Origin of the sequence: Neolewinella aurantiaca, assembly GCF_008014675.1 — a bacterium.
GTDB classification, from domain to species: Bacteria; Bacteroidota; Bacteroidia; order Chitinophagales; family Saprospiraceae; genus Neolewinella; species Neolewinella aurantiaca.
This window is the reverse complement of record NZ_VOXD01000053.1, coordinates 1-22,068: the sequence shown is the minus strand read 5'-3', so window position 1 is coordinate 22,068 and position 22,068 is coordinate 1. Positions and strand designations below refer to the sequence as shown.

The window sequence follows — 22,068 nt, the reverse complement described above, 5'->3', positions numbered from 1 at the left end:
TTTGCAATATTTGGGCAGCGAGAGTTTCGATTTTCGTCGGGTAGGTCATTCTTGGTAGGTGTGAGAATCACCAAGTTAAGGGCCTACCCTTTTTTAGAAGCCTAAAATCGTAGCGGACCATTGTGATACACACCCCCAAAAGAGGAGGATCAACCCATACAACCCGGGAAGTGTGGCCAGAAGACCACCCTAAACCATTCATTCGCACTCATTTGTACGAACGAATACGGCAAAAAAAGCCACTTTGTCGGCCATTGTAGCTTATTTAGACCAATTAAAAATAAAGTGTTCGGTAGATTTGCATACTACGGAATTACGGCACTACATTTGCGCTATTATTATTTAGACTAAATGTAAACAATGAAGTCAATTTCTACATATCTCTTCCTTTTACTGGTGCTCCCGTATGCCGTTTCGGCGCAATTTATGCAGGCCGAGCAGGGACCTGGTTACGCCACTTCGGTGTACTTCGAACTGGCTACGGGGAATTCTACCCAGGTAGACCACACAGCGTGGGACATCGCCTTTAATGTTGGCAGCCGCTCACTTGGCATTCTGGTCAACGAAGGTGTTTCCTCTTCCCAGGCCGAGCCCCAGCGGGCCGTTGAATTATACGCCAGTTCGGCTACAGATTTCACTACGGCCGATACCAGCCAGATTACCGGACGACTCTATAACGGAGAATCCAGTTGGGACGACGGTGCGTTTAACGCACCCGCAGCACCATCCGACCCCTTCGACCTGGGGTGGGGGACCTACGATCCCACCACTCACATCGTTAGTGGCTCGCGGGTATTCTTCCTCGCAACCCGCGATGGTGTTTACCACAAGCTGTTCGTAGAAGCACTAGCCGGAAGCGTGTACACCTTCATTCATGGTCCGCTGGACGGCAGCACTACCGATACAGTCATGGTCGATAAAGCTCAGTTTGCCGGTAAAACACTGGCGTATTTCTCCTTCGAAGACGGATTAGTTGACCTGGAACCGGAAAACTGGGATTTGCTTTTTACCCGCTACGTAACTCCGCTGGCCGACGGCGAAGGTGGCATCCTTGACTACAACGTTACCGGCGTGCTCCACAACGAAGGTGTAAGCGTGGCTAAACTCTCGGGAGTAGACCCCGCAACGGTTGCCGCTCCTACTGATGAGGAAGCTTACTCTGACACCCTGACAACCATCGGATACGAATGGAAAAGTTTTGACCTGGGAACTTTCCAGTGGGCAATCCCGGAGGATCTGGTGTACTTCGTACAGACTCCCGATAGCCTCTACCGCCTTCAATTCATCGATTTTGAGGGAAGTTCGACCGGTGTGTCCACTTTCGGTGTGAACGCTGAAAACGCTACAGCAACTACAAGTCTGCCATCCGGCGTAAACAATAGCCGCTTGTTCCCGAACCCCGCTCCGCAGGAAACTACCCTCGAAATTGAAGTAGCGAATGCTGCCGAAGACCTCAGCCTGGAAGTGATCGACCCAACCGGAAGAACCCTCTATGCATCCCGCGTCCGCGCCCTGAATGTTGGCCTCAATCAGATCAATATCCCGCTTAACAACCTGCCTGCCGGCAACTATTTCGTGCGGGTACAGGGAAGCATCGGCGTGCTTACGCATCACCTGATCAAACAATAACCATGAAGTATTTCCCCGTATTTCTGCTCCTCCTCCTTGGGCTTACCGCCTGCGGACCGAGCAGTGAAGGCCACCCCGAAGCCGAAACCACAGGTGCCGAAGAGCAGCGAATCGTTTCCCTCAATGGGACCCTAACCGAATTGCTTTACGATCTTGGCTACGGCGATCAACTCGTTGGCGTGGATGTAACCAGCAGTTACCCCGCAGCCGCCAACGAAGTACCTAAACTGGGACACGTCAGCCAGCTCAACGTAGAAGGAATGCTTGCGCTCCGTCCTACCGTTGTTTTTGTTGCCGATGAAGCAAAGGATAAGCCTGCACTTAAAACCCTGGCGGAAGCCGGAGTGAAAGTAGTGCCCGTAAAAATGAACGCTACGCTGGACAATGCCGTCGTTGCGGCTAAGACCCTGGCCGATCATTTACCGATTGAGACGGATAAAATCGATGCGTACGCCGCGTCGATCGGTTCCGACAAGCAAGTACTGGAAACCACGCTGGAAGGCACAGAGATCACCCCACGGGTGCTCTTCATTTACGCCCGGGGCGCAAAGCAACTGATGGTAGCCGGAACCGATACTGAAGCTGCTGCGATGATCGTACTGGCGGGTGGCGAAAACGCCATCCAGTCGTTCAGCGACTTCAAACCACTGACACCGGAAGCTCTGGTGGAAGCCGCACCCGACGCAATCCTCATGTTCTCGTCCGGATTAGCGAGCCTCGATGGCAAAGACGGCCTTGCCAACATTCCCGGCATCAGTCAGACCCCGGCTTTCCGCAATGACCACATTATTGCAATGGACGGCCATTACCTGTTGGGATTCGGTCCGCGCGCAGCAAAGGCAGCTAACGAACTGGCCCAACAAATTCACGTCTCCGTAACTAAATAACAACCGTGCATTCCCGCTTCATCATCCTCATCATTCTGTTCTCTTTACTCGCCGTCTCTTTGGCGGCGGGCATCGTGACGGGCGCTTACGACCTGAGCGTAGCTGATTTGTGGCTTGCCCTGACCGGCAGGGCCGAGGAGCTCGAGCAGTTTCTGGTCTGGCAGGTCCGCCTGCCCCGCCTGCTCATGGCCGTCGTTGTTGGTTCAGCCCTAGCGATGACCGGAGCGGCGACTCAGGGATTGTTCCGGAATCCGTTGGCGGAGCCAACGTTGATCGGGGTAACCAGCGGAGCGATGCTGTTTGCGGTGGGGATGTTGGTCTTCAGCGTTCATTTGCTGGCTGCGTTTCCGCTTTGGGTGCAACAACTGGGTGTGAGCCTTGCCTCCTTCATCGGTGCTCTGCTGACGACGGGAATTGTTTACCGGCTTGCGGCGGGGCGAGGGCAGCTGAATGTTGCGACCATGCTTCTGGCGGGAATTGCGATAGCTGCTCTAACCGGAGCAATTACCGGTTTACTGATCTATCAATCCGATGAGGAACAACTGCGCGACATCACCTTTTGGTCGCTCGGCAGCCTGAGCGGTGCCAATTGGACACAAGTAGCCATAGCGGCACCGATCGTCATCACCGGAGGATATTTTCTTGGCCGGGATGCCCTGGCGCTTAATGCTTTCCTGCTCGGCGAGCGCGAAGCGGCTCAACTCGGTTTCTCGGTGGAACGGGTCAAGAAAAGAGTAATCGTATGGACGGCCCTTATTGTGGGGGTGTGCATATCGCTGACCGGCCTTATTGGTTTTGTTGGGCTCGTCATCCCTCACGTATTGCGTTTGTGGATGGGGACCGACTACCGACGCTTACTATTGTATTCGGGGCTGTTGGGCGCCAGCTTTCTGCTGATGGCCGATACACTGTCGCGCAGCATATTAGCGCCGGCTGAATTGCCAATTGGCATCCTGACGGCCCTCGTTGGCGCCCCGTTCTTTCTCTGGTTGCTCCTGCGTGAGCGCCGCAAAATAAGTTGGCTATGATGCGTGCGGAGAAAGTGGGACTGAAACTGAACGGCAGAAACATTCTGCGCGATATCGACTGTACGGTTACGCCGGGCAGGGTCACCGTAGTGATGGGCAAGAACGGAGCAGGAAAATCGACGTTGCTGCAAATCATGGCGGGCCAGGTTACTCAGGGCGGGGCCGCAGGTGCCGTGTCGGTTGATGGAAAGGCAATGCAAGACATCCCTTCGGCAGAGTTGGCGGGGCGGAGGGCTGTACTTGCCCAATCGGTACAACTGGGCTTTCCTTTACCCGTTGCCGAGGTTGTAGAACTGGGCTGCTATGCCCGTTACCACCAAATGACAGCGCGGCAGCGTAAAAGCGCCGTAGCTCAATACCTGGAACTGCTCGACATCACCAGGTTGAAGAATCGTTCTTTCCCGACTCTTTCGGGAGGAGAGCAAAAGCGCGTTTTGCTGGCCAAGTGCCTGTTGCAACTCGACGTAGAAAACCCCGACCACAAGAACAACCGTTACCTGCTGCTCGATGAACCCACCGCGGCGCTCGACCTCGAGCAACAATACCGCTTCGTCGATCTCGCAACCCGCCTCGCCCGGGAACGCGGGCTGGGTGTCCTGGCGGTATTACATGACCTCAACCTTGCGGCCCGCTTCGCCGATGATCTCCTGTTCCTCCGGAACGGGGAGACCGTCGCAGCAGGGCCCACGACCAAAGTATTAACCAAAACCATCATCCAAGAAACCTTTAACGTAGACTGCCTGATACAGCCTCACCCCTGTTTCAACTGTCCGCTAATCACAACTTTGCCTTATGGAAAACCAAACATCGCTCCTGCGCTCGCGCCTTGAAAAATTACGTACCGAAGAACCCCGGCTTCGTGCCCGTGACCAGGCTACCCGCCTCGGAATAAGCGAGGCTGAACTGATCAGTCTTGGGATCGGCAAAGATGTCATCCGCCTCGGCGGTGATTTTAAAGAACTACTACAGGAAGTAAAGAAAATGGGCTACGTAATGGCCCTTACCCGCAACGATAATGTCGTTCACGAACGGAAAGGCGTATACGACAACCTCACCTTTTACCCCGGCGGTCATAATATGGGCGTGGCGGTAAACCCTGACATCGATCTGCGCCTGTTTATGAACGAGTGGGTGTACGCTTTAGCCGTTATAATGCGCCGCGGCAAAGCCGGCGACCTGCATGGCCTGCAGTTTTATAACGCATACGGCGAAGCGGTCCATAAAATCTACGCTACGCCGGAAAGTGATCTGGCCGGCTGGGCGTCCATCGTCGAGAAATTCCGGACCGACCAGGAACCAATCGTGATTGAAGACCGCACCCGACCCGCAGCAAAAGCCGAAAAACCGGACGAAGAAATCGACATAAAGGCTTTCCAGCAAGCATGGCTCGACCTGAAGGATACGCATCAGTTCTTTGGGATGCTCCGCAAATTCGGCCTTACCCGCACCCAGGCGTTACGCCTGGCTCCCGAAGGACTCGTTACTCCGGTAGACAAGCTCTCCGTAGAGTTCGTACTCAACACAGCCGCCGAAAGGGAAGTTCCCATTATGTGCTTCGTTCACAGCTCCGGTTGTGTCCAAATACACAGCGGACCGGTGAAAAACCTGAAGTGGATGGGCGACTGGTTCAATATCCTCGATCCTAAGTTCAATCTCCATCTCGATACCAGTGCCATCTCAACCGCTTTTGTGGTTCGTAAACCAACGACCGATGGCATCGTCACCAGCCTGGAACTCTTCACGGAAGAAGGCGAGATGATCACTTATTTCTTCGGAGCGCGGAAACCCGGTACCCCCGAGCTGGAAAGCTGGACCGACATCCTCGAAGAACTGGCCACCAGTTCCCTGATGGCCTCTACAAAGTAAGCACTATGTCTGATCACATCCACCAACCCACCGTCCTGCACCAGGATAAATACGGCTACCTGGTTTATTGTCCTAATTGTTCTGGCTTCCAGATCAGCTACGGAACGTTCGCCCTGAGCCAGAATCAACACGATCTGGAATGCTTCGCCGATCTGATAAATCGTTACTACCACAGGTACGCACAGCGTACCGAACGGATGAGGCGAGACATCTTTCTGGATACTCCCTATGTAGGTTTTGGGATCATTCTCTCTGCTGCAGACCTGGAGCGACTCAATAGTATTCTTCAGAAAGGGCTGCTGATACTGGCGGCTCAGGACCCCGTCTCACAGCAGTAAGGAATCTTGCTATGAATAAATTCATCTCTTCGCTTTTTTTTGCTCTGATCGCTGTACCCGTTTTCGGGCAGGCGGACTCACTCATCCTGTCCGTAGACCTGGACGATGTGGTGGTAACGGCGCAATATGCACCGACCGAAACCCGCAATGCGGTTCACAGAGTCACCGTACTTACCCAACGGGAATGGCGGGCTCAGGGCATCAATGATTTATCGGAATTGCTGCAACGGCAACTCACTATGAGTGTGAGCCCAGACCCGATCCTGGGCACGGGGCTTTCCATACAGGGGTTGGGCGGGCAGAACATTCAGGTAATGATCGATGGTGTACCCGTGATCGGTCGTTTGGGCGGAGAGATAGACCTCAGCCAGCTCAACCTGGCCCGCTTTGCCCGGGTGGAAGTGGTAGCCGGCGCACTCTCGGCCCGCTACGGCAGCGATGCTGCGGGAGGGGTGGTGAACCTCATCACCGCAACGGAGCAAGATGCAGCATGGAAATTCGAAGCGGGAGGACAATACGAAACGGTAGATCTCGACCGGCAGTACGTCCGCCTCGGCCGTCAGTTAGGAGATTTTCAGGTAGACGGTGGGATCGACCGCTACCAGGCGCGCTTCGGATCGGTAGACAGCCTGCGCGCCGGGGTTATCCCCTGGAACCCGAAAGAGCAATTGGGGTACGATCTCAATCTGAGGTACCGCCCTTCCGATTCCCTCCAGGTCCATTACGGCTACCGGGCTTTTGAGGAAACCCTCACACTGTACGGCGAAGTCCGCCGGCCGCAATACCTCCCTTATGTCTCCGATCAGCTGTACACCACCACACGGATGGATCATTCGTTGTCGGCAAAGTACCAGTTCTCCCCGATGCTGCACAGCGAACTGACAGCGGGCTGGAACACCTTCGAGCGTTTAAAGCGTACCGAGCGCCGTGACCTTGAACCGGACACCACCAGTCTGGTGGCCGGCGGGCAAGACACTACTGCCTACACGGGGCAGATGGTTAGATTCAGCTTGGCTACCAGCGACGCCGAAGGCCGGAAATTAAGCGGTCAGCTCGGCCTCGAATACCGAAGAGAGACAGGATCCGGAGGCCGGATTCTCGATACCGCCTCCCAAAGCCTGACGCCCGCAATTACCAACCTGGCCGCCTGGCTCGGTCTGCGCTACCGCTTTCATTCGAACTGGACAGCAGAAGCGACAACCCGTTTGGGGCACAACAGCCGTTACGGGCACCCGGTGGTTCCTGCGGTACATCTGTTGTGGAAGCCTTCCAGGGCCTGGCGCTGGCGCCTTGGCTATGCGGCCGGGTTTCGCGCTCCGGGAATTCAGGAGCTGTTTTTCAATTTCGTGGACGTGAACCACTACATCATCGGAAGTCAGAACCTGACCGCAGAGCGTAGTCAGAATTTCCGGCTTAGCGGAGAGTGGACCGGTAACTCCAGAAAGCCGCTTACTGTCACGGGGGAACTTTTCTACAATTCAATTAAAAACCGGATTACGCTGGCTGACGTAGACGATGGAATATTCAGCTATGTCAACCTGGATGAATACAAAACCTACGGAGGTACCTTGCAACTCAACTACAGTCCGAACGAGCACTGGAGCATCACCTCCGGAGGTGCCCTCACCCGCCTGTTCAACTCCCTGGCCAACGCTGAAAACGATGCACCTGACTTCCTGACGCTCGGAGAAGTAAGCAACCAGTTGATCTACCGCCTGCCGAGGGCCGGCTTCAGTGCACGGTTGGATCACCGGTATGTTGGCCGTCAGGACCGCTATCAGGCGGATGCCGACGGCCATTTGGTACGTGGATTCGTAGGCGATTATCACCTGTTGCACTTTACGGCAAATAAGCAATTCTGGAAAGACCGGGTTTCAGTGACTGCTGGTGTCAAGAACATACTCGACCGGGAGCGCGTGCACGTATCAAGTGGCGCGGCCGCAGGTGCACACTCCGGTGGGGAAGCAGGGCAGTTGATTGACTTCGGACGAAGCGGATTCCTGGGGCTAACCCTGCACTGGTAGGGTAGGAGTTACTTCTTCACACAAGTGATTTTCCAGAATATTTGAGATTTGTTGCCGTCTGTTGGCTTGGCCGGATCATTGATTTCGGTGGCTTCTACCAGACCGCAGGCTCCGAATTCTGCGGTGATGGATGCTTGATCGTAGTAAAACAGTTTGACGCCGTGTCTGGTCTCAAACCTGTTTTTGCCGATGTTTATCCCTTCACCAAAGGTTTTAGTCTTCGTGGAAATAGCGACAAATACCATGTAGCCACCTGGCTTAAGCTGGGAATGGCAATCCCGGATCAGTTTGGCACGCTCTTCTTCGTCGAGCAGGTGAATTAGTGCATAGCAGAAGACGCCATCGTACAGTACCTCATCAAAGGGCATATCGGTAACGCTGCCGTGGTGTATGGTCATCTGCTCACCAAAGTGCTGCGTTGCGATATTGATGGCCGTCTGGGATATTTCGATTCCGGTGACACGGCAGCCATATTCTAGGAAAGGTTTAGCGTTCCGGCCATAACCGAACCCGGGAATCAGGATATTGGTCAGCCCTTTCGCTTCGAACTCCCTGGCGGTAGCGCGTGCAGAATCAGCGGGTTGCTGTCCCCACATCTCTTGCTTCGCTTTGAAATGTGTTTCCCAGAATTCTGCCATGATTTTTTCAGGAAGAATGATTGCTGATAAGAGAAAGTTGAACGGCCCGGAAAAAAAAGCCCCATCCTCCGGGATGCGGAGGATGGGGCTGAACTAAGGAAAGTCTTTGCGGACTTTACTTCTTTTTGGCTTTGCTCTGGTTGATCAGAGACGGGCCCTTTTTGCCTTTAATACCGGCAGGAATTGAAGCTTTAGCTTTTCCTTCGCGGAGTGCTTTCTTTTTAGCTTTCTCTGCTTCGGCATTTTTTTTAGCCATAGCGACTTTCTCGGCTTTAGTTTTTACGGGCATTTTAGTTCTTGTTTTGTTGTTTTGGTTGGTAAATGGTGCAAGCCAGGCGTTTTCCGCTGGTCTCCTACAAAAGAGTCGGAAACACTAATTGCGTCACACTTAATGATCCATTTTTTTTCATCTTTTTTAGCCTTCCAGCATGCAGGGCACATGGGTGCAGAAAGTCCGGTTTGAGCCTTTGTGGATATTACCCAAACCAGAACAACGAAACCGGACTTACCTCAGTACCGGGAGGTGTAGCCCACCCAAAAAGCTGAATAGTCGATAGATATCCTGAGCTATCGAAAGCCAGCCCCGTATGGTCGAATACTAGTGCCCCGTACAGTTAGATATTCGATATTTGCCCTTCCGGAAGAACAACCCTACCCAGCCCGCCAGGTTTTTATAAATTACTTGCAGGCTCTGCTTCGCATTGAGAGTTACTTGTGTTGCCTCTCTGGGCGCAAACCATATTGTCGCTCAACCCCGTCCCAGCCTCCCCACACCGCTACGCTGGGGAGGAGCGATCGCGACAATATGGATTGCACCCGCCTCTCTTCTTCGTCCCTTAACCTTTATCGTACCTGAACTTAAAAGATCATACATATGAGAAACGCTTTACTACTTTGCTTTTTAAGCCTGCTTTGCACCTGCGTTAGCGCCCAAACCATCGAACTGACCGGAAGGGTAGTGGAAGGAAGCGGCCAACCCGTCGAGTTTGCGACCGTGAAGGTAATTGAACCCGATGGAGGAAACATGATCACAGGGACGACGACCGATACCGACGGACGGTTCAAACTAGCCGCTCCGCGTCCCGATGTACAACTGGAAATAAGTTTCCTCGGCTTTGCGCCCGTACTGATCGAAGATATTGAAGGAACCGACCTGAACAACATCGTTATGCGGCCCGACGGCGAAACGCTGGACGAAGTTATCGTTACCAGTGAGCGCTCGACAACGGAATTTAAGCTGGACAAGCGGGTGTTCAACGTCGGTAAAGATCTCAGCAGCGCCGGTGCGAGCGCCCTTGAAGTGCTCAATAATGTTCCATCAGTAACCGTAACGATTGAAGGGCAGATCAACCTTCGGGGCTCTGGAGGGGTGCAAATACTCATAGATGGTAAGCCATCAGTGCTGGCCAACGACGGAGGTAACGCCCTGGGGACGATAACCGCCGATATGATCGAAAGTGTAGAAGTCATCACTAACCCTTCGGCGAAGTACGAAGCAGAAGGAACCGCAGGAATCATCAACATCGTGATGAAAAAGGACGAGCGTAAAGGAACCAATGGATCAGTTACCCTGAACACGGGCATCCCCAACAATCATAGTTTAGGATTGAGCCTTAACCGGAGAACGACAAAGTTCAACCTGTTCAGTCAGTTGGGCGTAGGCTACCGGACTTTCCCCGAAGAATACGAGGGCATCAATCGCGATCTTACTTCGGGCACTACCGTAAACAGCTCGGGAGAATCGGACAAGAACGAAAATTTCTATAACCTCATCCTCGGTACCGACTACCACATTAATGACCTCAACGTGCTCACCCTCTCCGGCAACTTCGCCTACGAAATAGAGGAAGAAAATGCAGACACGGATTTCATGGTTCTGGACAACGCAGGAAACCTGACCGATGCCTGGCGCCGGACGGAAAGCACCGAAGCGGTGAACCCAAAATGGCAGTACGAACTGAACTATAAACGGCAGTTCGACGCTGCGGATAAAGACCATGCCCTCATCATCAGCGCGCTGGGCCGCTCTTTCGTCAAAGACCAATCTTCGGAGTTCACAACCAACACCAGCGAAGGAACAGCCCGTTTCGGGGATCAGCGCACGAGTACAGACTTCGGCGAAACAAACTACACCTTCAAAGCCGATTACACCCGGCCGGTAAACGAAATGGTCACGATTGAAACCGGATTGCAATACGTGTACAGCGATGTGGGTAATGACTTTGAAACGAGCAACCTCGTTGGTACTGAATTTGTGCCAGACGCGGATCTTACCAACCGGTTCGAATACGATCAGGGCGTATTGGGTGCCTACGCAACCACCGCCTACGAAGGTGTACGCTGGGGCGTGAAAGCCGGCTTGCGGGTAGAGCAAACTGAACTCAACACGCTACTGGTGAATACAGGAGAGACAAACGATCAGAGTTTCGTGGATTTCTTCCCCTCGCTGCACAGCTCTTATAAAATAAGCGAGGCTGCCAGCATTCAGGCCGGGTACTCGCGGCGCATCTTCCGGCCGCGGCTTTGGGACCTGAATCCGTTCTTCAATATCCGGGACAATTTCAATGTACGCGCAGGTAATCCCGACCTTCAGCCGGAGTACACCGACTCTTACGAAGTTACGGCCATCCTCATCGTAGGTCAGTTAAGCCTCAACGCGGGCGTGTACCATCGCTACACCACCGATGTAGTGGAGCGGGTATCTTTCTTCGAAGACAACGTAAACGTTACGACTCCCATCAACCTCGGATCCAGCAGCTCCAACGGTGTAGAGTTGAACGGCAAGTTCCGGCCGGCAAAATGGATGACGCTCAGTGGTGATTTCAACTTCAACTACTTCGACCGTACGGCGGAACTCGACGGTGTCAGCTACGACTTTACGGCCGATCAGCTGAACGGACGTCTGGTATCGAAATTCGAACTACCAATGGACATCGACCTTGAACTGGCCGGCAACCTCCGGTCAGGTTATGAGACCGTACAGGGCAGGGTGACTGGTTATACTTTTGCCGACCTCGGAATACGCAAGAAAGTACTGAAGGGTAAAATGGTCCTCAATATGAGTGTTCGCGATCTTTTTGCTTCCAGAATTCGGGAGAGCATTGCCAACCAACCTACCTTCTACGTATACGACTACAGCCAGCGGGGAAGATTCGTTACCCTGGGATTGAGCTACGGCTTCGGCAAAGGCGAAGCGATGGAGTTTTCAGGGCAGAAGCGTCACTAATCGGCCTGCGGCTCGGCGCTGACCTCGTTATCGGCTTCAGTAAGCAACCGTGAGTCAATTACGAACCGGAGGCCAAGCGGAATTTCTGCAGAGAAACTGGAGCCTCTTCCCTCCGTCACGTCCAGCGTAAGATGAGTATGCTGCCAATATTCGTATTGGAACTTCGACATGTAGTAGGGGCATCCGTGGACTTCCCCGAGGAGTTGGTCGTTGTCGTCGATGAAAAATTCCCCATCAGGGAAGCACATTGGCGAGGATCCGTCGCAGCAACCTCCGCTTTGGTGAAAGATTAAGGCTCCGTGCTCCTCGCGGAGCCGGTCGATTACGGCACGGGCCGCGTCGGTGATATCTACTTTAGGCATGATCGGTTATTTAAATTAGAAAGTATTTCCTGGTTTAGAAGACCCATAAAGCTAATAGCCGGTCAGTACTAAAATGCGTACTGACCGGCTGGGTAAAATGCTATGGAACAGGTATTCTGTACTCTTCCCCTGGCCTAAAAGAAACCGAGCTTGTCTTTGCTGTAGCTGATGAGCATGTTCTTCGTCTGGCGGTAGTGGTCGAGCATCATCTTATGGTTTTCGCGACCGATGCCTGACTTCTTGTAGCCACCGAAGGGAGCGTGAGCAGGGTAGTCGTGGTAACAGTTTACCCAAACCCGGCCTGCTTGTACTTTACGGGCGACACCGTAAGCTTCGTGCATGTCGCGGGTCCAAAGGCCCGCACCCAAGCCGTAGAGCGTGTCGTTGGCGATTTCGATGGCTTCGGCTTCGTCCTTAAAGGTGGTGATACACACCACAGGGCCAAAAATCTCTTCCTGGAAGACGCGCATCTTGTTGTTTCCTTTTAGCACGGTTGGTTTGATGTAATAACCACCGGCAAGTTCATCAACGTAAGCTGCTTCTCCTCCGGTAAGGACTTCACAGCCTTCTTCTTTTCCGATCTCGATGTACTTCAGGATCTTCTCGTACTGATCACTGCTGGCCTGGGCGCCCATCATGGTAGCGGGATCGAGCGGATGGCCCATTTTGATGGCTTCCACGCGTTTGATGAAGCGTTCGACGAACTCGTCGTAGATGGATTCGTCGACAAGAATCCGACTGGGGCAGGTACAGACTTCGCCCTGGTTGAGGGCAAACATGGCTGCTCCTTCGAGGCATTTGTCGAAGAACTCGTCGTCGGCGTCCATAACGCTTTTCATGAAGATGTTGGGGCTTTTACCGCCCAACTCCAGCGTAACGGGGATGATGTTTTTGCTGGCATACTGCATGATAAGCTGACCGGTGGTGGTTTCACCGGTGAAAGCCACTTTGCAGATGTCGGGGTGGCTGGCAAGCGGTTTGCCCGCTTCGATACCGAATCCGTTTACGATGTTGAGTACGCCTGCGGGAAGTATGTTCTCAATCATCTCCATCAGCACGAGAATACTTACCGGGGTTTGCTCGGCTGGCTTCAGAACGATGCAGTTGCCTGCAGCTAGTGCCGGAGCGATCTTCCAGGCGGCCATCAGGATGGGAAAGTTCCAGGGAATGATTTGACCGACAACGCCCAGTGGCTCCCATACATTCATGGAAACAGTGTTGCTGTTGAGTTCGGATACGCCTCCTTCTTCGGCACGAATCACGCCGGCGAAGTAGCGGAAATGATCGATGGCCAGGGGAAGGTCGGCAGCGAGGGTTTCGCGGATCGATTTTCCGTTGTCCCAGGTTTCGGCACGGGCCAAAACCTCCAGGTTCTCCTCGATGACGTTCGCAATTTTGAGGAGCATATTACTGCGCTCCGTTGCCGAGGTGTTGTTCCAGTGACCTGCGGCCTCCCAGGCCGCGGCAACTGCCTTGTCAACGTCCTCCTTGGAAGACCGCGGAATACTGGTGAAGGATTTTCCGTCTACCGGCGAGACGTTTTCGAAGTACTCTCCCTTGGTGGGCGGAGTCCACTTACCTCCGATGTAGTTTTCGTATTGATTTTTGAACTGCGGACGAGCTAAAGTCGGTGCGGCAGTCGTTGCTGTAGTACTCATGTATCGACTATTTTAAGTAATCGAGCAAGCCTCAAAAGCACTTGCTCTTAAATAATAGGTCGAAATTAGGGGAGTATAGGTCCAGTGCCTTGCACGATTCTGTTATCTATCTGCACTATCCTCTATTTCTTTTGCCCATCCAGTCATTTGCCTATTTTTATAAGGCAATAAGTTCATATATTTAGCTATCATTTTTAAATGACGTATCATGCTTAGCCTTAATGTAAACTCACTTCCAACCAAACCCCTGCATACCCTGGTAGAGAACCGAACCACTTTCACGTTAGAATCAGTGGCACTCAATTTGTTTGAGACCCATGAGCGGGCATCGGCCGTGAATCTTCGGTTCGACAACCCGGTCCTGGCCAGCATGATCGAGGGGCGCAAGGTGATGCACCTCGGTAAAAAACCGGGGTTCAACTTTTTACCGGGGGAGTCGGTAATGCTACCAACCGAAGAACTGATGGTCATCGATTTCCCTGATGCGAAAGCGGGAAGACCAACGAAGTGCCTGGCCCTGGAAATTGACCCCTCTGAAATTCAGCGGGTAACGGACGAAATGAACGAACGCAGACCACGCACCTGTGGCTGGCACTGGCAGCGGGAAGAAACCAATTTTCACTTCGCCAATGATCCGGGAATAACCCACCTCATCCAGCGCCTTGTGTTTCTTTGCGCCGAGGACCATGCAGCCAAGGATATTTTTGTGAGCATGTCTCTCCGGGAGCTGCTGATCCGACTTCTGGAGGCGGAGTCGCGTAGCCTGCACGTTGCCGACCCCGGGAAGCACCGCGAGAGCAACCCCATCACAGCCGCAGTTTCTTATATCCTCAACCATTTAGACGATCACCTGACGGTCGAGCGCTTGAGCCGGCTCGCCTGCATGAGTGCTTCCGGGTTTCACAATGCCTTCAAGAACGAAATGGGCGTCACCCCGGTGGAGTTCGTGAACAGCGAAAGGATTAAACTTGGCGTAAGCCTTCTCCGCAGGGGGAATTGCAGTGTTCAGGAGGTGGCTGTACGGTGCGGATTCAACAGCGCCAGCTACTTCACCCGGGTATTTAAGCAAAGACTTGGCGTGAATCCCACGTCGTTTCTGGCTAAGTCAGCATAAGGGTAGAGTAGCGGAGGCGCGGACGCAGGTGCAAAATAAGCTCATCGAGCCTGATCTCAGACCTTTGCCCGGTTCAACTTCTGCTGTTTCCAGACCCGGTAAAGCTGAAGCAACATCACCGGAGTGAAATGGGCAAGCGCACCCCCCATGCTCGCTTCCGGCCCCTGCAGGCCAAGCAGCGCCCAGTGGACGAAAGCCAGTACGGCCGCCAGATACACCCAGCGTTGAAGCTTCTTCCAGGCGGGGCCCATTTGCCTTATCGCAGCATCGGTACTCGTGATCGCCAGCGGTATGAAGATGAAGAACGACACCCAACCAGTAAGAATAGCAATGTCAGCAAACTCGTCCACCAAGTGCCCGAGCGGATACTCGAGGGCATAGAAGATCGTATGCAGCAAGGTATAAGCGAAGGCCGCCACTCCGAAGAACCTCCGGTTTCGGATCAGCCACCGGGATACTCTACCTTTGGGGAACATCAGGACAATCGGAGTTGCAATGAGGCTGATGATAAGAAAACGAGCCGCAAGCTCGCCGGTGATATGCATAATCATATCGTAGGTGATACCGCCGCTGAGGTAATTGTTGGTGAGTAATGCTCCGGGTATGGCCAGTAATATCCACAGGCTGTACTTACCGGTAATCAGGGATTTCAATCCGTCCATTTGCCAGGTTGCAGTTAAAAAAGGTGAGGGGAGTGGTATCCCGTTTCGTCAGGAACGACCATCATAGAGGAATAGTTGATCGGGGGGGGGGCAGAGGGAACAAACCAGATATGCACGGGTCACTCAGCTCTCTCATCGTGGATGAACGTTGTATTTCAACCCTCTGTGCACCTGCGTTCGCGCCGGAAACTCCTTAAATAAAAACGCCCCGGCTCAACAGCCGGGGCTAACAAATCATATACACAATCAGGAAGGAGCTTGACACGCTACTTTCAGTTCTTACAATTCAGATGTCGGTTTGGTACCGAACAACGACAGCAGTGCCCACATCGCAGCATCTACGTCTTTTGCGGCTACCTGAGCAGCACATTGATCTCCAGATTTGATCACTTCTATGAAGTTGTCTACGGATGCATCAATCTCTGCGTGGGAAAACCGGAATTCTGCCAGTTGATCGGGAGTGAAGGCATAAAGTTGTTCCGATGGTTTTCTCCATTTCACCTGTTGCCATGCATGGCGGGCATCTTTGCCGTACCGACTGAACTCTCCCCAGGCCATGCTGCACAATTCCTGGTCCTGAACCGCCCGGCTTACTTCCATCCAGGTTGCAATGAAATCATAGATGCTGCCAACGTACAATTCATTGAAGGCCACAGGATCTGCTGCAGATAGCTCGTATACAGCCCGGTCCAGCTGCACGGAGGCCAGCTCGAGGTTTCCTTCCGCCACGGAAGTTCGGCTCTCGTAATAAGCCCGTTCTGCTTTTGCCAGATGGTAGTACATATTATCAGATTCCTCATCCTCCATCGGGCGGTACCACCGCAGTTGCATCGAAGAAATTGTCCGGCCGAGAACCGAGGAAGCGCTTTGCGCTTCTGTGGTATCCTGCTGGCTCAGGGCATAGAGCAGGTTTACGTAGTTGGATTCGGCATACCTGCTCTTGATCAATTCGTCCTCCGTACAGGAGTGAGCAATCAAGGCGATTAGCAGCAGTAGCGCAGCCGGCACAATCTTCAGGGTACGCATATCAGTTGATGTTTTCCGTTTCGGTCTGGAGGATTTCTTCACTAACCGTTGTGTCCTCGGCGTGAAGCACGAGAACGGGACGTTTAGAGCGGAGGGCAAGATCCTGCGTAAGGGACGCGTGGATCAACGAGCGCCACCGGTTGCGGAGGCTGTTCACGATGACAATCAGGTCTGAGTCGATTTTATCGGCGTATTCCATCAGTCCTGCGGTAACGTCCTCGTTATCGACGGTAACTACATCGAAGGGATAGTCGGCGGGCGTTTCGTCGACTAGTTTTTCCATGAGCCGCCAGGGCGTAAACTTGAGCGGACCATACTGACGAGGCCACTGCACGTGGACAAAGTGCACGTAAGAGCTGTACTTCCGCGCGATATCCTCGATCTGCCAAAGAGGATACGCCTCGGCCGTTACGCTGTTATTTGCCACGACGACTTTCTTCCAGGGGCTGAATTGTGCATCTTCGGGAACCAAACACACCGGACAGGGGCAGGCTTCGCTGACGGTAGTGGAGGTACTTCCTAACCATTTACCCAGAAGCTTACGGGTGCTGCGGGGAGCCATGACCACCATGCTGATGTCTTCTTTGGACGCCCGCGCAATGATAGATGCAGATACGGAAAACACCACCTCGGCCTCGTACGTCACTTCTACGCCCTGAGGCGGTTCGAGCAGCGGGTAATCGATACCGTCGGCGTTGGAACTGGCAAAATTTTCCAGTCGCTTTACGTTGGAGCCATGAAGGCTGCCGTCACCCGCAAACACCAGTGGCTGCCCGGGGTCTATAGCTCCCGAAGAGTAGTGAGCCAGCACAACGTTTAACTTAAATTCTTCGGCAAGGTGCAACCCAAAGCGGTATGCATTGTGGCACGGCAGGCTGAAGTCTACAGGAACTAGAATTGATGACATCATTGAGGATTTATCGGATTAAAGAACTCAGATTGCTTTTTGAGCAGATTGATAGTCTGTGATTACCGCGAGGTAGTCGAAAAACATTTCGTTGATTGCCCGGCTGGGCGCAGCAACCAGCGTGTGGTTGCCTTCTTTCAGGAGGGAGGCGAAGGCATCAAGGCCCTGGGTCAGCGCAACGGCGGAGGACTCAGACTGACTTGCGCTTTTGCCGAGCCCCGGGAAAGTATTGTCCATAAACCGTGGCCGGGATTTGAGGTAGGTACGCCAGGTTGCATTGGCTGCGGCAAACTCGTGCTCAAATTCGTTCCACTCCAGCAGGCACAGCATCGGATCGTTACTGGCCTCGACGATGTCCTGCCACTGATGATAGAATTCGTACAGTTGATCAGCCGGGTGGTTCAGCCCGAGTTGAGGCCGGAGGACCGTCAGTTCGTTTTGCATAAGGTTCACCGCCATCAGTGCACGCCCGGGCTGCTTGTATTCGACGGCGTTGCGGAGGTTAAGCATCCAGAGATCAACTCTCCCGGCCGATTGCAGAAGTGGCTTGCTCAGGTGGGCGTCGCGGTATTGACCCCGGATAGCGGTCCAGGCTTTCTGAGCATCTTCGTTGTACGCTGCCACCCGATCTTCGTCGTTCCGCTCCAGCGCAATCCAGGTCAGAAGAAGGTTTCGTTCGAGCGTTCCCAATTCCGCTAGCTGATCCTCAGAACAACTTGCGCTGGTCAGTGAAAAGATGATAACCAGAATGACTTTAGGAGCAATAGAGAATACCATTAATTCTGAATTTACGGTGATGATCAAGAGGTGGTTGCTGGTGTTACGCGTAATCCTGAATCGGAATTACCAGTAGGGGGACGCCGGTGTAATCCACGACCTGAGCCGTCTGAGAGTGGGTGAATAAGCGTTTGAAAAAGCTCCGTTTGCGGTGGCCCATTACCAGCAGGTCAACGCCTTGCTCGTTCGTGTATTCCAGTAACTGCAGCGCAGTTACGCCGGGGTCCAGAAGGTCCAGTTCAACGGGGTAGCCGGGGAATCCGGTATTCAGGATTTTTTCCATCAAACCGATTTCCTTGCGGGCTTCGGTTTTTTCGCTCATGTCACGGACGTGCACAAAGCGCATGGCTGGCTTCAGGGGAATCCGGAGGAAGTCGAAACCTTTACTGGTTTCGCGCAGTCCGTTTGCTTCATCGAAGGCAATAGAGGCGCGCTTCAGGCTTGGTTCTTTATAGTCTTTAGGGACCAGTAATACCGGACACTCGGCACCTTTTGCTACGGTTTTAGCAACACTGCCGAAAAACGGTGTAACGGTACTGACCACACCCGAGCCGACGCCGCCCATTACGATCAGGCTGGTTGTTTTATCGCGGCTGGCAGCGATGAGTACGTCCGAAGGAGCACCGGTAATTTCTTTGCTTCCAATGGTGGCTTCGGGCTCTGCAGGCCCCTCACCCACGGGAGTGAGAACGTTGAAGCGTATAAACTCATCAATGCGGCGCTGGGCCGTTTGGCGGGCCTCCATACTTCCCTTCTTTACGTCAGGAGATTCGCTGTGGCCGTAGCCATCATGTACGTGGATCACCTCAAGTTCGAGGCCGGTAGCCTGGGCGAGGAAATGCCCGTAGCGCAGCGCAGCTGCGGCGGTAGAGGAGAAGTCGGTAGGGACAATAATCTTATTCATGGCTAATTGCTTTGATCCAAAGTTCAGGCGTTACGGACTTGTATTCAATGACATAGATCATCTTACCGGATGATTATTGTCGTGGAGGTCGCTTTCGGTCCGGGCGCGGCCGCAGGGTGGTGCCCTGGCAGGGTTGAGCGCCTCCGGCGCGATTGCACATTTTTTATCGCGCCAGAGGCGCTCAACCCAATCAACAGGTCCGGCTAACTTCAGTAGCAAGGGCGGGGCCGCAGGTGCGAGGCCGGCTTCCTGAGGAGCAATGCTCTCAAAACACTCCCTTGCACCTGCGTCCGCGCCCGCCTACGACGGGTAAGTGACAAATATCAACAGCAGCAGTGACGCCCGTCATAGCTATGGGGATCGTGTGATCCTACCTTAGCTTGCAACAAAGCCACAACTGCTCATGCGTACCCTTAAATCAGTTTTAGTTCCCGTTGATTTCTCTGCCGTAGCCGGTAACGCCTTCGATTTTGCACTCCGGATGGCAGACCTGTATCCCGCCCGTGTTGATCTTTTATACTGTATGCCGGATTCACTTTCATCGCCGGGGATGGACCGGATCATGGTAGCCCGAGGCTCGGAACTGAAAAAGGAAGCCGAAGAAAACATGATCAGTTTCCGACGTTCAGGCATCGATGCTGCAATGAATCAACTCACCGGAATACCGGAAGTATGCTCGATTATCAAAGTCGGGGATATGGAAGAAATCATTAAGAAGAGGATCGATGACGGCGAAGCTGACCTGGTTGTAATGGGTACCACCGGAAAGGAAAAACCTTTGTCCGGTTTGATCGGCACGAATACAACCTACCTCATCGACCAGGCTACAGTTCCGGTACTGATCGTTCCTGACGAATCCAGCTACCGGCCGGTGAAAAAAATATGCTACGCTACCGACCTCAAGCACCTCGATGCCTTTGAAGTTTCGGCAATATTCGATCTGTTCGCCCCTTACCAGCCAACCGTTGAATTCGTTCACGTTGCTAATGACGGTGGAGAAGAGACCGAATACAATCTGAGTTTGCTCCGCAAAGTCGTAGACCGTCCCCAGTACCACGACCGCCTTTTATTTACCCGTCTGCACGGAACAGATGAGGTAGAGGAAATTCTTAAACATATGGATGCCTCCGGGGCAGATTTACTGGTTATGAACCGCCCGCAACGCAGCTGGCTGGAACGGTTACTAAAGCGCAGTCATACATACGAAGCCATGCTGAAAACGGAGGTTCCCCTTCTCATCCTTCACCAGACCTAAATCCGGAACCAGGGCGAGATGACGCTACGTGTTCTGCAAAATAATCCTACTTATGAGTAAATACCCGATTCCTGCTGACTCTACCATCGAGGAGGTGATGTTGAAGCTTAAATCCGCCAGTGGCCCTGTAACCAAAAACCTGTACAGCAGTAACGGTTTTCAGGTGATTGTGCTCGGGCTGAACGCCGGAGAACTATTCCCTGATCACGTCACTAAGGTTCCCGCCAAACTGACCGTGCTGGAAGGCAGCGTCGTGTACCAGGATGCAGATACATCAGTTCCCTTGTTCTGCTACGATGAGATAGACATCCCCGTAGATAAAGTTCATTCCGTACTCGCCAACCGGCGCAGCATCTGCCTCCTCATACGGGGCTGATACTGTTTAACCTTCACTTTCAACCACCAGTTATGTCAACGATTGAAAAAATTCTCGTCCCGGTCGATTACAGCCCCGTATCCGTCAGGAGTTATGAGTACGCGATTCGCCTTGCGTCAGAACTTTCCGCCTCCGTTCACCTGCTGCACTGCCTGCCTTCAGCCGGTGCCGTGGCAGCTCAGGGAAACATTGTGTTCGACTTTTCAGCGGGTATCCAGCTTGAGGAAGACAGACGGTTGGATGAATTCATGACAACCGTATTGAAAGGTGTTCAATCTGACTTGAAGGCTGTTCCTGAAGTTACCTGCAGCACCACGAGCTACGGGTTGGGGGAAGCTATCGTGTACCAGTCAGAAGAGAAAGGTGTCGACTTAATTGTGGCAGGTACCCACGGTATAACCGATGGTTGGGACCGGCTTTTTGGCACCAATGCGGCTTTCCTGGCCGCTAAGGCGAAGTCTCCGATCCTCATCCTGCCTCCAGGCACCAGTTTTACTGCACCTGAAAGTATTTGCGTCGCTACGAGCCTGAAAGAGGAGGACAGAAAATGGGGCGTGTACGTTGCCGATATTTTCCGGCCCTTCCGGCCTTCGATCAATTTCCTGCACGTGTGCCATCCCACTGAAGGCCAGTCGGACGAAGCAATCGACCTGTTCAGGCGGGTTTTTGAGCAGCCTTACGATGGTCTTGAAGCCTCATTTACCAGCGTCTACGACGAGGACGTCACCGATGGTCTGTTCGGATATCTGGAGTCAAGCCAGCACGATATGCTGGTGATGATGAAGACCAGGCGGAGCTGGTGGAACCGATTGTTTGAACAAAGCGAGACCAAAGAATCCGCGGGAAAAACGAGTCTGCCGCTGCTGATTCTCGGTTGATTTAAATGAAATCCCCCATGGTTAATGAATATTGGGTGGCAGCCGTTACTGTCACCTCCCGTCTATACGAATCTTGAGGACCTCAGTAGCAGGTCGTTGATGGTTGTGGTTCACCGTCCGCTCGTCGGGACCTGAGATTACATTACTGAGCCAGAAATCTGTAAAGGACCGTTATCCGTTCCGGGCGGATTATGCGCGAACGCAGGTGCAGAAGAAAGGACGAGGAGCAAAGACAGAGGGAAGCGCATCGCGACTGGTTTTGATGATTTTGCATGAGGTGTGTATCACGAGATGCACTACTATCACGAACTTGCCGCTTGTCACGTCTCCCCTCTCCCGAGGAGAGGGGCCGGGGGCAGGGCTAACGCATACTATAAAATTAATCTAGCTGGGATTGTTTTCCGTTATTGAGTCATGCAAAATAAGGAAACGACCAATCTCCCCCTTGATCCATTACCTGGAGTCGATCAGATTCCTGACCCAAGAAACGCTTGTTTGGTTCACCATCCACTT

21 protein-coding genes are annotated in these 22,068 nt (G+C 53.1%); 12 read left to right on the top strand and 9 right to left on the bottom strand.

Translation table 11 applies throughout. The features are described 5' to 3' along the window. Positions 1 to 360: 360 nt before the first annotated feature. From FUA23_RS21255 to FUA23_RS21225, 7 genes are read left to right on the top strand one after another with little or no spacing between them, the layout of a single operon-like run. The gene (locus FUA23_RS21255; RefSeq protein WP_147932796.1) at positions 361 to 1,629 is read left to right on the top strand and encodes a T9SS type A sorting domain-containing protein; all 1,269 of its coding nucleotides are present in this window, start codon (positions 361 to 363) and stop codon (positions 1,627 to 1,629) included. A 2-nt stretch (positions 1,630 to 1,631) separates the two neighbouring features. Further along, positions 1,632 to 2,516: a heme/hemin ABC transporter substrate-binding protein gene (locus tag FUA23_RS21250; RefSeq protein WP_147932795.1), complete on the top strand. Its 885-nt coding sequence runs from the start codon at positions 1,632 to 1,634 to the stop codon at positions 2,514 to 2,516. 5 nt (positions 2,517 to 2,521) lie between these two features. After that, positions 2,522 to 3,544 (top strand): FecCD family ABC transporter permease, encoded by a 1,023-nt coding sequence (locus tag FUA23_RS21245; RefSeq protein WP_147932794.1) that lies wholly within the window; start codon positions 2,522 to 2,524, stop codon positions 3,542 to 3,544. Next, positions 3,541 to 4,374: a heme ABC transporter ATP-binding protein gene (locus FUA23_RS21240; RefSeq protein WP_147932793.1), complete on the top strand. Its 834-nt coding sequence runs from the start codon at positions 3,541 to 3,543 to the stop codon at positions 4,372 to 4,374. Before FUA23_RS21245 ends, FUA23_RS21240 begins: the two co-directional genes overlap by 4 nt. Next, on the top strand, positions 4,337 to 5,410 hold the full coding sequence (locus tag FUA23_RS21235) for a hemin-degrading factor (RefSeq protein WP_147932792.1): 1,074 nt from the start codon (positions 4,337 to 4,339) through the stop codon (positions 5,408 to 5,410). The genes FUA23_RS21240 and FUA23_RS21235 overlap by 38 nt, the downstream gene beginning before the upstream one ends. Before the next feature lie 5 nt (positions 5,411 to 5,415). Then, entirely contained in the window at positions 5,416 to 5,748 is a 333-nt protein-coding gene (locus FUA23_RS21230) for a DUF6686 family protein (RefSeq protein WP_147932791.1), read from the top strand. Positions 5,749 to 5,759: 11 nt separating this feature from the next. After that, positions 5,760 to 7,772, top strand: coding sequence for a TonB-dependent receptor plug domain-containing protein (locus FUA23_RS21225; protein WP_147932790.1), 2,013 nt, complete (start codon positions 5,760 to 5,762; stop codon positions 7,770 to 7,772). Between the two features lie 8 nt (positions 7,773 to 7,780). Here FUA23_RS21225 and FUA23_RS21220 read toward each other — a convergent pair whose 3' ends face one another. Both FUA23_RS21220 and FUA23_RS22475 read right to left on the bottom strand, forming a co-directional pair. Next, positions 7,781 to 8,410 (bottom strand): class I SAM-dependent methyltransferase, encoded by a 630-nt coding sequence (locus tag FUA23_RS21220; RefSeq protein ID WP_147932789.1) that lies wholly within the window; start codon positions 8,408 to 8,410, stop codon positions 7,781 to 7,783. Positions 8,411 to 8,525: 115 nt separating this feature from the next. Further along, complete coding sequence (locus FUA23_RS22475; RefSeq protein WP_187271174.1) at positions 8,526 to 8,699, bottom strand: hypothetical protein; 174 nt, start codon at positions 8,697 to 8,699, stop codon at positions 8,526 to 8,528. 585 nt (positions 8,700 to 9,284) lie between these two features. On the opposite strand from FUA23_RS22475, the gene FUA23_RS21215 reads away from it, so the two are divergent. Beyond that, on the top strand, positions 9,285 to 11,636 hold the full coding sequence (locus FUA23_RS21215; protein WP_147932788.1) for an outer membrane beta-barrel family protein: 2,352 nt from the start codon (positions 9,285 to 9,287) through the stop codon (positions 11,634 to 11,636). Here the strand turns inward: FUA23_RS21215 and FUA23_RS21210 are convergent. Beyond that, complete coding sequence (locus FUA23_RS21210) at positions 11,633 to 11,998, bottom strand: DUF779 domain-containing protein (protein WP_147932787.1); 366 nt, start codon at positions 11,996 to 11,998, stop codon at positions 11,633 to 11,635. The genes FUA23_RS21215 and FUA23_RS21210 overlap by 4 nt on opposite strands. Positions 11,999 to 12,132: 134 nt before the next feature. Next, on the bottom strand, positions 12,133 to 13,656 hold the full coding sequence (locus FUA23_RS21205) for an aldehyde dehydrogenase family protein (protein WP_147932786.1): 1,524 nt from the start codon (positions 13,654 to 13,656) through the stop codon (positions 12,133 to 12,135). A gap of 208 nt (positions 13,657 to 13,864) precedes the next feature. Between FUA23_RS21205 and FUA23_RS21200 the strand changes: the two genes are divergently transcribed. Beyond that, positions 13,865 to 14,770: an AraC family transcriptional regulator gene (locus FUA23_RS21200; protein WP_147932785.1), complete on the top strand. Its 906-nt coding sequence runs from the start codon at positions 13,865 to 13,867 to the stop codon at positions 14,768 to 14,770. Between the two features lie 56 nt (positions 14,771 to 14,826). On the opposite strand, the gene FUA23_RS21195 is transcribed toward FUA23_RS21200, so the two are convergent. From FUA23_RS21195 to FUA23_RS21175, 5 genes are all read right to left on the bottom strand, one after another. Further along, positions 14,827 to 15,432: a protein-methionine-sulfoxide reductase heme-binding subunit MsrQ gene (locus tag FUA23_RS21195; RefSeq protein WP_147932784.1), complete on the bottom strand. Its 606-nt coding sequence runs from the start codon at positions 15,430 to 15,432 to the stop codon at positions 14,827 to 14,829. 279 nt (positions 15,433 to 15,711) lie between these two features. Further along, positions 15,712 to 16,458 (bottom strand): hypothetical protein, encoded by a 747-nt coding sequence (locus FUA23_RS21190; protein WP_147932783.1) that lies wholly within the window; start codon positions 16,456 to 16,458, stop codon positions 15,712 to 15,714. Between the two features lies 1 nt (position 16,459). Further along, entirely contained in the window at positions 16,460 to 17,365 is a 906-nt protein-coding gene (locus FUA23_RS21185) for a universal stress protein (RefSeq protein WP_187271173.1), read from the bottom strand. A 27-nt stretch (positions 17,366 to 17,392) separates the two neighbouring features. After that, on the bottom strand, positions 17,393 to 18,142 hold the full coding sequence (locus FUA23_RS21180; RefSeq protein ID WP_147932781.1) for a hypothetical protein: 750 nt from the start codon (positions 18,140 to 18,142) through the stop codon (positions 17,393 to 17,395). 43 nt (positions 18,143 to 18,185) lie between these two features. Beyond that, a complete protein-coding gene (locus tag FUA23_RS21175; RefSeq protein WP_147932780.1) occupies positions 18,186 to 19,046 on the bottom strand; it encodes a universal stress protein in 861 nt (286 codons plus the stop codon). Positions 19,047 to 19,449: 403 nt separating this feature from the next. Between FUA23_RS21175 and FUA23_RS21170 the strand changes: the two genes are divergently transcribed. The 3 genes from FUA23_RS21170 to FUA23_RS21160 are packed head-to-tail and all read left to right on the top strand — an operon-like array spanning position 19,450 to position 21,555. Then, on the top strand, positions 19,450 to 20,301 hold the full coding sequence (locus FUA23_RS21170) for a universal stress protein (RefSeq protein WP_147932779.1): 852 nt from the start codon (positions 19,450 to 19,452) through the stop codon (positions 20,299 to 20,301). Positions 20,302 to 20,353: 52 nt separating this feature from the next. Next, positions 20,354 to 20,677 (top strand): cupin domain-containing protein, encoded by a 324-nt coding sequence (locus FUA23_RS21165; RefSeq protein ID WP_147932778.1) that lies wholly within the window; start codon positions 20,354 to 20,356, stop codon positions 20,675 to 20,677. Between the two features lie 32 nt (positions 20,678 to 20,709). Continuing rightward, the gene (locus FUA23_RS21160) at positions 20,710 to 21,555 is read left to right on the top strand and encodes a universal stress protein (protein WP_147932777.1); all 846 of its coding nucleotides are present in this window, start codon (positions 20,710 to 20,712) and stop codon (positions 21,553 to 21,555) included. The last annotated feature ends 513 nt before the right edge of the window (positions 21,556 to 22,068 follow it).